The sequence below is a fragment of the Massilia sp. BGA-UO-ETr-WB1 genome (assembly GCF_059567845.1).
Genome location: NZ_JCAQOT010000025.1, coordinates 487,912 through 502,583 on the forward strand (window position 1 = coordinate 487,912; position 14,672 = coordinate 502,583).

The following is a 14,672-nucleotide window of genomic DNA, read 5'->3' on the forward strand; positions in this document are numbered from 1 at the left end:
CCATGCCAGCAAAACAACTGGACGGCCGCGTGGCCGTCGCCGAACTGGTCGCCGCCCAGCCCGTCCATGTGGCCTGGGGCAGCGGCAATCCCGCCTGGGACACCCAGGCCGAACCCGAGCCGGTGAACGCCGCCGCCCTGGTCAACGAGATCGGCCGCCGCGCCGCCACGCAAGTGGGCTTCGTCGAACCCGATCCGGCCGGCACCATCGAAACCCCGCAGGGCAACTTCCGCATGTCCGCCACGCCCACGCGCTGGCTGTACGTGCGCGTGGTGTTCGCCTTCAACGAGGCGCCGTCGGCCCGTATCCGCGAGCTGGGCATCTTCCTGGGCACGCAGCTGAAGAGCGGCCTGCCGGCCGGCCAGCGCTACTTCGCTCCGGACGAGATCACCAACCCCGGCAAGCTGTACCTGCTGGACCGCAGCCAGATGTTCGACCGCAACGGCGCGGTGCGTCCGGCGTTCGAATACGTATTACCGTTCTAAGGGGAAGTGCATGACCTATTACGACCGTTTCAACCCCGCCAAGCGGCACGAGAAGCACTTGTTCAGTGCCGAGCGCGTGCTGCAGTCGGCGGAACTGAATGAAATGCAGACCGGCCTGATCGACCGCATCGCCAACATCGGCAATGTGCTGTTCAAGGACGGCGACCTGATACGCGATGCCGGCTGCGTGGTGGACGGCGTCACCGGCGACACCCGCCTGGCGTCCGGCGCGCTGTGGCTGGCCGGCGCCGTGCGCGGCATCGGCCCGGCCACGCTGAAGGTGCCGGTGGAAGGCGAGATCGCCGTCGGCGTCTACCTGCAGGAAGCCACCGTCACCGAACTGGACGACCCGGAACTGCTCAACCCCGCGCAAGGCACGCGCGGCTACATGGAACCGGGCGCCGCGCGCCTGCAGCTGAACCCCGTGTGGGGCGTGGCGGGCGACGGCAAGGCCGGCAAGTTCTACCCGGTGTACCAGGTGCTGAACGGCGTGCTCAAGGCCAAGGAAGCGCCGCCGACCATCGACGCCGTATCGGTGGCCCTGCAGCGCTATGACCGCGACAGCACCGGCGGCAATTACATCATCAGCGGCATGGACGTGCGCCGTGGCGCCGAGCTGGAAGGCGACAAGCAAAGCTACATCATCTCGGCCGGCGCCGCGCGCGCCAACGGCAAGCAGGTGGAGCTGCGCGCCGCGCTACGCTACGTGTACTCCGCCGCGCCGGACCTGAATGCCATTGCCGACGAACCGCACGTGTCGAGCGGCACGGCGGCGCAGCGCGTGAACGTGGACTACGGCCCGATTGCGCAGCTGGAAAGCGTGAGCATGACCGCCGAACGCAGCGTGACCTTGAGCCACGGCGTGATCGCCGGCGGCCTCGATCCGCTGCCCGACACCTCGGTGCTGCAGATCGTGGAAGTGCGCCAGGGCGCCACCGTCTACGTGAAGAACACCGACTACAAGCTCACCGGCGGCAAGGTGGACTGGAGCCCGGCCGGCGCCGAGCCGGCCGCCGGCAGCACCTACACGGTGAAGTACCAGCACATCGTGACCGTTGCGCCCACGCTGGTGGACAACGCCGGCTTCACCGTGACCGGCGCGGTGGCCGGCACCTTGATCCTGGCCAGCTACCGCTACAAGATGCCGCGCGTGGACCGCCTGTGCCTGAACGAGGCCGGCGACATCGTGCCGATCAAGGGCGTGGCCAGCGACTGGATGCCGCCGCCGCCCAGCGTGCCTGCGGGCCTGCTGCTGCTGGCGACCATCTACCAGCACTGGAACGCCAGCACCAGCATCAGCCTCGACAGCCCGCGCATGGTGCCCATGTCCGACCTGGCGCACGTGCAGGACCAGCTGGACGGCCTGAAGATGCTGATCGCCCAGCAGCAGCTGCAATCGGACGCGATGAACCGCGAAGCGGTGCAGAAGAAGGGCGTGTTCGTCGATCCCTTCATGGACGACAGCATGCGCGACGCGGGCCAGGTGCAGTCCGGCGCCATCGTCAGCGGCACGCTGACGTTGCCGGTGGCGCTGTCCGCCTCGCGCTACGGCAACGACGTGGCGGGGCCGACCACGCTGGCGCACACCGTGATTTCGCTGGTGGAGCAGAACCGCCGCACCGGCTCCATGGCGGTGAATCCCTACCAGGCTTTCGCGCCGCTGCCCGCCAGCGTGGTGCTGGACCCGGCCATCGACCAGATGACCTACACCACCGAGAGCTGGACCAGCAACCTGACCAACCGCATCGTGGTGCGCGTGCCGTATGGCGACAGCGCCGGCCCGTCGTCCACCACGTCGGTGGAAACGCTGAGCAGCGCGCGCAACCAGGACCAGGTGATCCGGCCGGTGACGGTGAAATTCAGCATCACCGGCTTCGGTCCGAACGAGACCGTGGTGGGGGCCAGTTTCGACAGCGTGGCCGTGACGCCCGGCTCGCAGTCCAACCCGGCAGTGCGGCCGGTGGCGGACGCGAACGGCGTGGTCAGCGGCCAGTTCAACATCCCGCCGAACGTGCCTGTCGGCCGCAAGCTGGTGCAGATCATCGGCAGCGGCGGCAGCCGCGGCAGCGCGTTCTACACCGCCGCCAGCTGGGCCGAGGACCGCGTACTGCGGCGCGTGGTCACCGAGTACGTGTACCGCTACGAACCGGCGCCGGTGCCCGCCGTACCGGTGATCGTGCCGGAAACGGAGGTCGATGAATCGCCGGTTCCCATTCCGAAGCCAGTGCCTAAGCCTCCGTCGACCGATCCGATCCGCGCGCAGGTGGAGAGCATGTACACCACCTTCCTCGGCCGCGAGGGCGAGCCGGCGGGCGTGGAATTCTGGATGGGCGCCATCAACCAGGGCGTGACCGGCGCCGCGTTGCTGAAGGAATTCCTCACCGGCGCGGTGGCGAACGCCGAGAAGAACATGCAGCAAAGCGCCAAGGATGCGTGGGAAGTGATCAAGAAGGGCGAAGCGCACTATGCCAACGTCGGCGTCGACCCGCTGGCGCAGACCTTCCTGTCGCCTACCCCGGCGCATCTGGTGGGCGTGGACCTGTGGTTCGAGGCGGTCGGCGCTACCGACGTGGTGGTGCAGCTGCGCACCGTGCAGACCGGCCTGCCGGCCCTGCGCGTGCTGGCCGAAGCGCGCCTGTCGCCAAGCCAGATCCGCACCGACGGCACAGCCACCCGCGCCCTGTTCGCGCTGCCGTACTACACGGAAGCGAACGAGGAGCTGGCCTTCGTCGTCATGTGCAACGACGCCGAGACCGCGCTGTCGATAGCGGAGCTGGGCAAGTGGGACGGCGCCGCCTGGGTGACCGCGCAGCCGTACACCATCGGCGTGCTGCTCTCGTCCAGCAACAACAGCACCTGGACCCCGCACCAGGACCGTGACATCAAGTTCCGCGTACTGGCCGCCAACTACACCGAGACCGTGCGCAATATCGACCTGGGCACGGTGGCGGTGAACGGCGCCACCGACCTGATGGTGATGGCCCTGGAGCAGAAGTCCAGCGCGCACGCCACCATCGGCTACACCGTCGTACTGCCGGACGGCAGCGAGATCGCCGCGTCCAGCAACCAGCCGCTGGCGCTGTCGGCGCCGGTCACCGGCAACGTCACGCTGCGCGCCCAATTGCGCGGCGACAGTTCGGTGTCGCCGGTGCTGCACCGTGGCGGCCAGCTAATGGTGGGCTGGCTGGGCGAGAACGGCGACTACGTCAGCCGCACCGTCAAGGCCGGCACCGGTTCGCGGGTGCGGGTGGTGATCGACGCCAAGTTGCCGAGCGGCGCCGCCGCCACCGTGCAGCTGAAAGGCGGCGACGTCGGCGACACCTGGTCCGCGCCGATTCCGCAGATCCGCACCACGGCGCTGGACAACGGCTGGCACGAGCTGGTGTACGAGCAGACCGGCGTGAACGAAAACGTGGTGCAGGCGCGCCTGGCCACCGCCGGTTCCGCCGCCGCCCGTCCCTTTGTCCGCAACCTTCGCATCATGGTGATGTAAATGACGATACAACAAACCACGCCCCACCTGGGGCTGCCGCTGCCGCACCCGGACAACAGCCTGGAAGACGACGTGCCGCGCATCCGCGCCGCGCTGGCGGCGCTCGACCAAAAGGTCGAGTCGCTGGACGCGCTGCTGCACAGCGACGATCTGACCCTGGACACGGTCCAGGAACTGATCGCCGCCATCAAGGCCGCGCGCACCGACATCGGCGCCGTCAACACGCTGGTGGCCGAGCAGCTGGCGGCCAACAACGCCGCCGTCAACACCCAGCTATCCAGCCAGGACGAACGCGTCGCCGCGCAGCTGACGGCGATATCGTCGCTGCTGTATGCAGGCTTATAAGGAGGACCCATGTCCAGTACCAATTTAACCGACTTCCGCAACCAGTACCTGGCGCGGGCCAAGGCGCGGCTGACCGCCGTGGATCTGGCGACGGCCGACGATGCCACGCTGGTCCTGACCGGCGCCATGCTGCGCAGCTATGACAGCGTGAACCGCTTCGACGCCATCCTGCCCGAAGCCATTGCCCCGATCGAAGGCATGACCAGCGCCGAACTCGACGCCTACCTGGAGGATGCCAGCAACCGGCAGAGCTTTGAACTGGTGCTGTCGTCGCAAGAGGCGATGAAGGCGATGGCTGCCAGTGTGCCGGCCATGGCCGCCGTTGCGGGCAGCACGAAGGGGATGAATGCGGTCGCGGCATCCAGTGTTGCCCGCACGGCGCTGCTGGCGTCCAGCGTGGCCGTGGCGGCCATCAACGCAAGTCCGCTGGCGACAACCAAACTGGCAGTTGGTATCGTCGGACTTGATCCGCTGGTGTTTGCCAATGTGGATGCGGTGGCTGCATCCACCACCGCAGTGACCGCGCTGGCGGCTTCGGCCTCAGCCATGAACGTGCTGGGCGCGTCGTCCGCTGCGCGGACCGCTTTGCTCAACAGCGCGCCAGCCATGGCCATCCTTAGGGCTAGTTCGGTGGCGATGGCGAAACTCGCTTCCGGTGCCGCCGGTCTCGACCCTGTTGTGTGGAGCGACATGACGGCCCTGGCGGCAGCGTCGTCGCCAGCTAGCGCTGTTGCCGCGTCCGCACAGGCTATCAACTTCATTGTCCACTCGACAGTGGCGATGAATGCCATGGCAGCGTCGTCTTCTGCTATGTCGGCGCTGATAGCTACGTCAGCTGCGATGAGCGTGATTTACCCCTCATCCGTCGCCATGGGCTCAATCGCGGCATCAAGCACTGCCATGAATATCATATCGGCATCGGCATCAACCATCAGCGCATTGCTTGCCTCCGCAAACGCCCTCAACATCGTTGCGTCGTCGATTACGGCAATGACTTCATTAGTCGGATTCGCCACCGGCATATCGGCAATGCTAGCTAACACGACTGCGCTAAATGCGGTTGTGGCTTCAAGCACGGCAATGACTGCGGTAGCGGCATCGGCTTCGGCGATGACTGCGATATTCGCTTCGCCGCCGGCAACGAATGCTGTCGTTGCATCGAGCACAGCAGTGGCCGCGATGGCCGCATCGGCCACCGCCATGGCATTTCTCAATGCGTCGAATGTCGCAATGGATGCGCTCTACACCTCGCCGCTGGTTGCGAAAATTAGCTATGGCTCAGCGGCTACGTGGTCTGCTCAAACGACTTTGAGAAACGGCATTGGGCTGTTTGTCCGGCTGACGACCAAGGCTGGTAACGCAGGGTGGGGTGACGGGAATGTTACGAATGAGTGGGTTACCTACGACGGTGCCAATGTCCAGTACTCTGAACGTAACGCTAATCCGTACAACCATACAGCGCTGACCGCGTCACCGCGCCTGCCGATGCGCCGCTTTGCTACTTCGCTGTCTTACCGCGGCTACGCAGCCGTTGAATTCGCCTTTATTCCGCTAAATGCTTAGGACAACAATGAAAAAACTGATATTCGATGAAATCACGCGCCGCTGCATCGGTTCGATCGATGGAACTGCGGAGTTTCACGGACGCGGCGTATGCATTCCGCTGAGCGGCTTGCCGGTAGACCTGGACCTGACCGATCCATCCTGCCTGTTTCTGGACAGCGACGGCGCGACGGTATTCCACGACGCCGCCGCGCTGCTGACTCAAGCAAAGGCAGCCCGCCAGATTCGGATCAAGTCTGAGGCCGCTCGCCTGATCGAAGCTCTGGACTGGAAGCTGGGGCGGGCCCGTGAACGCGAGGCGGCCGGCTGGGCGACGCTGGCGGAAGTCGATGCGGTGCTGGCCGAGCGCGAGGCAATTCGTCGCTCCAGCGATGCTGCGGAAGCTGCGCTGGATGCGTTGACCGACGTCGCCAGCGTACCGGCCTTCACCTGGTCCGTTGACGTGCCGGTCGCCGCTCCGCGCCGCCTGACGCGGAAGCAGTTCACCGAGCGCTTCACCTCGGCCGAACTGCAAGCCGTGCTGGCTGCCGTCGGCGCGAACGGTGCCCTGCGCGCCTGGTGGGAGAAGTTCTGCCTGGCGGACGACATCAACCTCGACGACCCGGCCACGCTGGCCGGCGCGCAAGCGCTGGAGATCGCAGGCCTGATCGGCAACGGCCGCGCAGCGGAGGTGCTGGCGTGACGATACTTCAATCCACTCCCCACCTAGGACTTCCGCTGCCGCACCCGGACAACGATCTGGAAACCGATGTCGCCCGCCTACGCGAGGCGTTCACGCAAGTGGACGGTGCCTTGTTCTCGCTGCGTTCCCTGGTCGCCAGCGACGACGTCAACCTCGACACGGTGCAGGAAATCGTCACCGTGCTCAAGCAGGCCCAGGGCAACATCGGCGACATCACGTCGCTGCTGGCGCTGAAGGCGAACAAGAGCGATGTCGCCGCCAGCCTGGCGCTGAAGGCGGACGCCGACTACGTCGACGACCAGCTGGCCCTGAAGGCCACCCCTGCCTATGTGGAAAGCCGCGTTGCCGGGAAGGCCGACCAGTCCTACGTGGATGGCCAGTTGGCGGCCAAAGCCGATTCCGGCGACATCGGCCAGGCACTTTTTTATGCAAGTTTTTAAGGAGGAATGATGGCTAATAATTCTGGAAGGCTCGCGGCGGCAGTCCCGCCGGGCGGGCAGGACGTCGAGCTGTTTACGTCCGCACCCGGCCGCAAGGCAGTCGGCACACTGGTGTTCAACAACCGGGCGCGCACCAACGCGACTATCTCCCTGGCGGTCACCGCAGGCGGCGCTCCCGTCGCCGCGGACTGGATGTTCGAGGAGATGCTGATGGATGCTATCCCAGCAACGGTCACTGGCCTGGTGGTGGGCAGCGGCCAGAAAATATTCGTGCGCACCAGCGGCTTCGTGGGCGTGACCTACAACGGCGCGATTACTGCGGATACCTGACCATGACGATTTATCTCAATAGCAGCGCGCTCGGCACGCAAATTGCCGAGGTCGCGGTTGCGGGGGCGCCATTTTCTGCAGGTGTGCCGGTATTTCGCCGCCCCGATGGCAAGTTCGTCCCGCTAACCGGCGGTGTGACTATCGCGCAGGCATCGCTGCAGAATATTCTGGGCGGCTCGCAAACGGCATCGAATGCAGTGCTGAGGACCACATCGGTCCCCAACAGCAACTTGAGCAATTCGAGCAATGACTATGGCGACAAGATGGTCGAGGCTGGCGGCATGCTGTTCATGGTTTACAAGAACCTGACCGAACTGCGCACCTGCTGGGCGTCGAAAGACGCCACTCTGGAAGCGGACCTGGTGCTTGCGACGGGCGACTGCCAGGTTTCGGATGTTGTCACCGATGGCGTCAACATCGCGGTGATTGTCTCGGTCGCTTCGCAGATGAAGATTTTCTTCTTCAACGCCGGCCAGCGCAGCAACGGCAGCAATGGCCAGGTACTGGCACCGGTCGTCATCGCCGGTGCGAGCGGCGGTCCGAACAACTGGAACCATGCATTCGATGCAGCGAGCGGCAATCTTTACTATAGCTGGCTTGCCGGAGGAACCATCTCTGCCGCCAGGGTCAATCTGATTACCGGGGCCAGTTTGGCGGCGGTGACGGTCGCGGCAAACGTTGCGGCCATGTATGTGCATCAGGTATCGCGGACCCGCGCGTTTGATATGGAGCGATTCGGCACCGGACAGGTCGCATTTGTTTACAAGGTTTCGCCCACCTCGGATGTGAATTTCGCCGTCTACGATGCAAATCTGGCCATCATTGGCACACCCAAGACCGCAACTGTGGCGAGCGTAGGGTCGCTTGCCAACTATGTAACCCGTCGCATCAGTACGCTTGGCGACGACAAGGTCTGTTGGGGCACGCAGACGCCTGGCAAGGCATTTCTGTTCGTCTTGACGAACGCCGGTGTGCTGAGCCAGGTGCTCAGTGCGGCGGTTTCCGCTCAGCGCACGGCAGTGATGGGACGGCTCTCCGATGGCAAGGTGGCGTTCGCTTTTTCTAACGACAGTGGAATCATGGATTTGAGCATCGTGAAAACCGACGGCACGCTGGTCAGGCGCGGCGCCACTGTTGTGAACGGGCAAGGGATGTACGGCTCGCATCTGATTGTACCGTTTGGCGACCGCTTCCTGCTGCTGGTGGCGGGGTCTGGTGTGGCAGGCTATGGCGCGATCTTCCTGAACGACGGCACGCCGGTAAGCGCCACGCGGCTCACCTTTTCAGGCAATACAGTGGACGGCGCCGGACTGGGTTGGGCCATGCACAAGACTAATGCAGCAGGCCAGGCAGCTATTGTACAAGGAGCGTTTCGATCGCAATACGAGGATGCCGAATCCAACACGTACTACACCTATCACTCTCTCGCCATTTGCGTGAACGCGGCGGGGACTGAGAACTTCCGCCAGTTTTTCACCATTGACAATGGATCGGCCAAGAACTGCCCAGTCAGCGCGGTCGGCGACGGCATGCAAGTCCTGACGCTTTCGCAGGCTTCGGCGGGCACGCGCAACCTGACGCGCTTTGTGTTCGAGCAGTGCGTCTTCTCCGGCATCGCCGGGTCGTATTGCCCGAACGAGGGGGATCTGTCCAATATATTCGGCAAAGGGACTTACCGCATCAACCATCCCAACCTGGTGTTCAACTACACCACCGCCACGCCTATCGCCGGCGTGAAAGGCAACATCAGTTCCGGCGTGCTGACCTTGAACTAAGCACGCCGATCAGCAGCACCCATCGCAGTCCCTTCCAACCCGCCCCGAGCGGGTTTTTTCATTTCTAGGAGATTCACAATGCCAGCAACATCCTTCTTCCACGGCGTCACCGTTACCCTGGTCGACACCGGCCCACGCTCGATCGCCACTCCATCCAGCTCGGTGATCGGCCTGGTCGATACCTACACTCCCGGCGCCAACCTGGCCGCGCCGAACACACCGGTGAAGATCACCTCGCTGCGCGAAGCGGCTGCCGCCTTTGGCGCCGACAGCGCCATCTACCAGTCGCTGCGCGCCATCTACGCCCGCACCAGCGCGGTGGTGGCCGCCGTCGGCGTAGCCAAAGTGGCTGACGCCGCCGCGCAGACCACCGCCATCATCGGCGGCGTCACCGCGCAAGGCGCCCGCACCGGCTTGCAGGCGCTGCTTGACGCCAAGTCCATCCTGGGCTTGCACCCGCGCCTGCTGGCCGCGCCCGGCCATTCCTCGTCCCAGGCGGTGGCCACCGAGATGGACGGCATCGCCGGCAAGCTGCGCGCGGTCGCCATCATCGACGGCCCCAACACCGACGACGAGTCGGCCGTCACCCACGCGCTGAACTTCGGCAGCAAGCGCCTGTACATGGTGGACCCGGGCGTGCGCGTATGGGACGCGGCCACCAGCAAGGACGTCGACGCGCCTGCGTCGGCCGCCGCCGCCGGCCTGTTCGCCTGGACCGACGCCGAATACGGCTTCTGGGTTTCGCCGTCCAACAAGGAACTGGTGGGCATCACCGGCACCAAGCGCCCGGTCGAGTTCCTGGACGGCGACGCAACCTGCCGCGCCAACCTGCTGAACCAGGCCAACATCGCCACCATCATCCGCGACGGCGGCTTCCGCCTGTGGGGCAACCGCACGCTGTCGGCCGATCCGAAGTGGGCCTTCGTCACGCGCGTGCGCACCACCGACATGGTGATGGACGCCATCCTGTACGCGCACAAGTGGGCGGTGGACCGCGGCATCACCAAGACCTACGTGAAGGACGTGACCGAGGGCCTGAATGCCTTCATGCGCGACCTGCGCAACGCCGGCTGCATTATCAATTTCGAGGTCTACGCGGACCCCGAGCTGAATTCGGCCAGCCAGCTGGAGCAGGGCAAGGTGTACTGGAACATCCGCTTCACCGACGTGCCGCCGGCCGAGAACCCGAACTTCCGCGTCGAGGTGACCAACCAGTGGGTCGCCGAAGTGCTGGACGCATCGAACTAATCAAACCCGACTACTACAAAGGACCACAACATGATTCCTCAGACTCTCTACAACTTCAACCTGTTCGTCGACGGTAACTCCTACGCGGGCGTGGCCAGCCAGGTGACCCTGCCCAAGCTGAAGGTGAAAACCGAAGACTACCGCGCCGGCGGCATGGACGCTCCGGTCAAGATGGACATGGGCCTGGAGGCCATGGACGCGGCATTTTCCATGACCGGCGTGGCCAAGGACGTGCTGAAGTTCTTCGGCCTGTCCGACCAGAACAGCTTCAACGGCAGCTTCCGTGGCGCCTTCAAGAACCAGAAGGGCGAAGTGGTGGCGGCCGTGGCCACCTTCCGCGGCCTGCTGCAGGAAGTGGACATGGGCGACTGGAAGACCGGCGAGAAGGGCGAAACCAAGTACAGCGTGGGCTGCAGCTACTACAAGCTGGAGATCGACGGCGCGCCTGTGATCGAGATCGATCCGGTGGCCGGCATCCGCATGGTCGACGGCCAGGACCAGCTGGCCGGCGTGCGCGCCGCGCTGGGCCAGTAATCCCATAACCCCAAGCCCGGCCTTGGCGCCGGGCCTTTTCATCTCAAGGATCACCATGGACCACAACACCATTCCCGCCTGGCTGCGTCCGGGCACCGACGCCATCACCGTCACCCTGTCGCGCCCCGAGTCGTTCAACGGCGTGAAGACCAACCAGCTGGTGCTGCGCGCGCCCACCGTGCGCGACATGCGCGGCGCGCAGAAGATGCATCCGAACGACGTGGAGGAGCGCGAGCTGGCGCTGTTCGCCAGCCTGGCGCAAGTGTCGCCGGCGGACCTGGAGCAGCTCAAGCTGACCGATTACAACCGCATCCAGGAAGCCTATTTTCGCCTGGTATCCGATGCTGCAGGTGACCCCGGCGCAGCTGCGCAGCCTGGCGCGGCGCCTGGCGCGTGAGTACGCGTTCCAGCCATCGGAGATCGACGGCATGACGCTGGAGGATATGTTGTGGTGGCTGGACGATGAAGGCAAGGAAGGAGGGCAGTAGAAGATGGCCGATAAATTGGAATTGAACGTGCTGTTCAAGGCCGTGGCGGACCCCACCCTGGGGCGCGTCTTTGCAGACGTGGAGGGCAAGGTGGCGAGCCTGCGGCGCCAGGCGGAGGCCTTGGCCAAGCACGCGGAGCGACTGAGCCGCAGCCCTTTGCGGCTCAGCCTCGCTTCAAAGGGCATGCAGTGGAAGGCGGACGGCTTCGAGCGTATGGGCAAGAGCCTGGAGCAGGGCAAGGCCGCCGTGGGCGACATGGCCACGCTGTGGCAGGCGCTATCGGAGCCGGTGAAGATTTCGGCCGATTACCAGGCCATCGTCAACGACGTGGCGCCGCTGGTGGGCAAGCAGACTGCGGCTGAGAAAAAGGCGTTCGGCGACCAGGTGGCAGAGGCCGCGCGCGCCAACGGCATCGACCGCGACGCATTGGCAAAGGCCACCGGCAAGCTGGCTTCGGGCGGCGCTCAGGGTTCGGCCATATTGGATGAAGCCAGGTTGCTGTCCATGTTCTCGGTGGGCCAGGGCGTGTCGGCCGGCGATACGGCGGCGCTGATGAATGCATTGCGCAAGACGTCCGGCAGCAAGGACAGCGCGATGACGCCGGCCGCGATGCAGGCGGCGTTGACTTCGGTGGCGCAACTGAGCGGCGGGGAATTCGGCGCGGAAGAGATGGCGAAGCAGCTGCCTGCGCTGCTGATGGAAATGAAGAAGCTGGGCATCACCGGGCAGGAGGCGGTGGTGAAATCCGTCGCCTTGTTGAACGAGCAGGCGAAGACAGCGGCCACGCCCGAGGATGCGGCCAAGGGCGCAAAGGAAGTGCTGGCCAAGCTGGCCACGCGCAGCGCGGCGGCCTCGGGAGAACATCCGCCGGTGCCTGCCGGGGTACTGGCACGGAATTACTTGAACAAACTGCCCACGCAGGAAGTCGGGAACGATATGGATCGCCTGCAGAAGGACCAGCAGGAAAAGCGTGGCCAATCGCAGGAACTGTGGTCCGATCTTGACCGCTCCGTCAACGAGGCCAAGCGCAGCGTGGGCGATGCGATCCGGCCCGCCAGCGATATGGCGGCAAAGGGATTGACCGCGCTGACCGATGCGGCGGGCGCGTTCGCCAAGTCGTCGCCGCATGCGGTGGCTGGCATCGTCGGCATAGTGGGGGCGATCAGCGCGTTCAGGCTGGCCAAGGCCGGCGTGGGCATGCTGCGGGGCGCGGGGGAATTCGGCATCGGCGCGATGCTGGGACGGATGAAGGTGTCCAGGAGCGCCGCCGAGGCGGTGGCTGCGGTAGCCGGAGGCGAAGCGCCTGCGGTAGGCGGCACGCAGAAGGTGTTCGTTGTGAATTGGCCGGGCGAGGCGATTGACGCCGGCGGCGCCGGTGCGGAGCGGGGCGACGCGAAGAAGAAGGGCAAGAAGAACAGGAAGGCCAGGGGCGGGGCCGGCGGAAGCGGCGCGGCTGCCGGAACAGGCAGCCGGGCAAGCGGCCGGGCAAGCGGCGGCGCGGCGACTGACGGCGCGGCGGGAGCGCCCGCACCGGCTGCGGCGCGCGGCAAGACAGGCATGCTGGAGCGGCTGAAGCAGGCGCCCAAAGTTTTGGGGCGCCTCGGCCGGCGCTCGCTGGGCAGTCTGGGCGCGGCCTACGAGGCGTACGAGGTGCTGCGGGGACCCGGTACGGTTGGGGACAAGGCGCGCGGCCTGGGCAAGGTAGGCGGTAGCCTGGCTGGCGGTGCGGCCGGCGCCAAGGTGGGCGCGCTGCTTGGCGCGTTTGGCGGACCTGTCGGCGCTGCCGTTGGCGGCCTGATCGGCGGCGGGGTAGGCGCCGCCTTGGGCGCGGAAGGCATCGATGCGCTGGGCAAGGCCTGGGCTGCACGCCGGACGCGCAAGGCGGCCGGCAATACGGCCGGGAGTAGGGCCAGCAACACGGTCAGCAACGCGGCCGGCAATGCGGCCGGCAGTGCGGCCAGCAGCGTGGTTGGCGCCGCCGAGCCCCGGCTGGGCAGGCGCAGTCTCGCGGTCTCCGCCACGGCCGGGCTGGCGGTGGCCGGCGCGGGCGCCTTGCTGTACGCGGGTATGCGGGCGGCAGCCAAACCGGATGCGGCCGATCCGCGCGGAGCATTGGCTCAAGCGCAGGCCATGGCGGCAGGCGGAACGGCGGCGGCAGGCGACGTTGCGCGAGGCCAGGCACAGGCGGCATTGCAGGCGGCCGCGCCGTCCAATGTCCATTTCAGTCCATCCATCTCTGTCACGGTGCAAGGCGACGCCAAGGATCCGCGCGGTTTTGCCGAGCAATTGCTGCCGCATCTGCAGCGTTTGCTGGGCCAGTTCCAGGCTCAGCGTCAGCGCAGCAGCCTGTTTGATGTACCCATGCTTTAGGAGGGCCATATGAGTATCAAGGATCTGATCAGCAAGGCCACGAGCGAAGTGGCGCGCGCCACCGAGCGGGCCGCGAAGGCGGAAGCGCAGGTGACGTTGAAGATGGATCAGCAGTATCAAAAGCAGGCCGTGCGGTTCACCAAGCTGGCCGACATGGCGGTTGGCCATGTGGACGAGGCGACCAAGCTGGTCACGTCGTCCACCGCGCTGTTGAACCGGGTGGTACCGCTGCTGGATGGCGAGGTGATACAGCGCAGCATCGGCGTCATGCAGGCGGCGGCGGGCAAGCTGGTGGACAGCAAGATCGCGGCGGTGAAAGGCGCGGCGGCCAAGCTGGAAGGGGCGGTGGGCAGCCTGCAGCAGAAATTCCAGGCGGTTTCCGGCATGACGGGCAAGCCCGCATTGCCGGCGGCGGTGTCGTCGCTGGACAAGCCGCCCGAGGCGTCCGCAGTCGGCGGCGCCGCCGCTGCGGCATCGGCGGCGGTGGCCACCACCGCCGCCACGCCGCACTTGCTGATGCTGAGCACCAAGAACGGTACCTTGTACCACTTCGGCCTGTCCGCTGCGGCGTTCAGCACGCTGAAACGGCAGACCAGCTACGGCATTACGGCGGCGGCCCGCCTGAACCGCAAGGAGGCGGCGCACGCGGTAAGCCAGGGCGGCGACACCTTGTCCTTGTCCGGCGTGGTGTATGCGGCCGCGAAGCGCGGCGCGCGCGAGCTGGACAAGTTGCGCGCCATCGGCAATGCGCTGGAGCCGCTGCTGCTGACCACCGGCTACGGCGAGGTGCTGGGCCATTGGTATATGACCAGCATCAGCCAGGAACTGGACGGCTTGATGGCCGATGGCGCCGCCCGCAAACATATTTTCAACCTGGAGTTCAAACGCTATGGCGACGATTATCAGAACCTGTGACGGC

At 65.7% G+C, this 14,672-nt stretch carries 13 protein-coding genes; all 13 read left to right on the forward strand.

Translation table 11 applies throughout. The features are described 5' to 3' along the window. Positions 1–2: 2 nt before the first annotated feature. The 13 genes from AC56DV_RS20310 to AC56DV_RS20370 all read left to right on the forward strand — a co-directional run bounded on the left by AC56DV_RS20310 (position 3) and on the right by AC56DV_RS20370 (position 14,668). Positions 3–485: a BW3TFN family phage tail fiber component gene (locus AC56DV_RS20310; RefSeq protein ID WP_496316041.1), complete on the forward strand. Its 483-nt coding sequence runs from the start codon at positions 3–5 to the stop codon at positions 483–485. Positions 486–495: 10 nt separating this feature from the next. Further along, the gene (locus AC56DV_RS20315) at positions 496–3,978 is read left to right on the forward strand and encodes a DUF4815 domain-containing protein (protein WP_496316042.1); all 3,483 of its coding nucleotides are present in this window, start codon (positions 496–498) and stop codon (positions 3,976–3,978) included. Further along, positions 3,979–4,323, forward strand: a complete 345-nt coding sequence (locus AC56DV_RS20320; RefSeq protein ID WP_496316043.1) for a hypothetical protein — start codon at positions 3,979–3,981, stop codon at positions 4,321–4,323. A gap of 9 nt (positions 4,324–4,332) precedes the next feature. Then, complete coding sequence (locus AC56DV_RS20325) at positions 4,333–5,886, forward strand: hypothetical protein (RefSeq protein ID WP_496316044.1); 1,554 nt, start codon at positions 4,333–4,335, stop codon at positions 5,884–5,886. Between the two features lie 7 nt (positions 5,887–5,893). After that, on the forward strand, positions 5,894–6,568 hold the full coding sequence (locus tag AC56DV_RS20330; RefSeq protein ID WP_496316045.1) for a hypothetical protein: 675 nt from the start codon (positions 5,894–5,896) through the stop codon (positions 6,566–6,568). After that, the gene (locus AC56DV_RS20335; RefSeq protein ID WP_496316046.1) at positions 6,565–7,008 is read left to right on the forward strand and encodes a hypothetical protein; all 444 of its coding nucleotides are present in this window, start codon (positions 6,565–6,567) and stop codon (positions 7,006–7,008) included. Before AC56DV_RS20330 ends, AC56DV_RS20335 begins: the two co-directional genes overlap by 4 nt. Before the next feature lie 9 nt (positions 7,009–7,017). Continuing rightward, positions 7,018–7,338, forward strand: a complete 321-nt coding sequence (locus AC56DV_RS20340; RefSeq protein ID WP_496316047.1) for a hypothetical protein — start codon at positions 7,018–7,020, stop codon at positions 7,336–7,338. Between the two features lie 2 nt (positions 7,339–7,340). Beyond that, positions 7,341–9,113 (forward strand): hypothetical protein, encoded by a 1,773-nt coding sequence (locus tag AC56DV_RS20345; RefSeq protein WP_496316048.1) that lies wholly within the window; start codon positions 7,341–7,343, stop codon positions 9,111–9,113. Between the two features lie 78 nt (positions 9,114–9,191). Then, positions 9,192–10,361 (forward strand): phage tail sheath subtilisin-like domain-containing protein, encoded by a 1,170-nt coding sequence (locus AC56DV_RS20350; protein WP_496316049.1) that lies wholly within the window; start codon positions 9,192–9,194, stop codon positions 10,359–10,361. 30 nt (positions 10,362–10,391) lie between these two features. Beyond that, a complete protein-coding gene (locus tag AC56DV_RS20355; protein ID WP_496316050.1) occupies positions 10,392–10,895 on the forward strand; it encodes a phage major tail tube protein in 504 nt (167 codons plus the stop codon). 55 nt (positions 10,896–10,950) lie between these two features. After that, complete coding sequence (locus tag AC56DV_RS20360) at positions 10,951–11,292, forward strand: phage tail assembly protein (protein WP_496316051.1); 342 nt, start codon at positions 10,951–10,953, stop codon at positions 11,290–11,292. Positions 11,293–11,386: 94 nt separating this feature from the next. Further along, on the forward strand, positions 11,387–13,753 hold the full coding sequence (locus AC56DV_RS20365; RefSeq protein ID WP_496316052.1) for a phage tail tape measure protein: 2,367 nt from the start codon (positions 11,387–11,389) through the stop codon (positions 13,751–13,753). Positions 13,754–13,762: 9 nt separating this feature from the next. After that, on the forward strand, positions 13,763–14,668 hold the full coding sequence (locus tag AC56DV_RS20370) for a phage tail protein (RefSeq protein ID WP_496316053.1): 906 nt from the start codon (positions 13,763–13,765) through the stop codon (positions 14,666–14,668). Positions 14,669–14,672 lie beyond the last annotated feature (4 nt).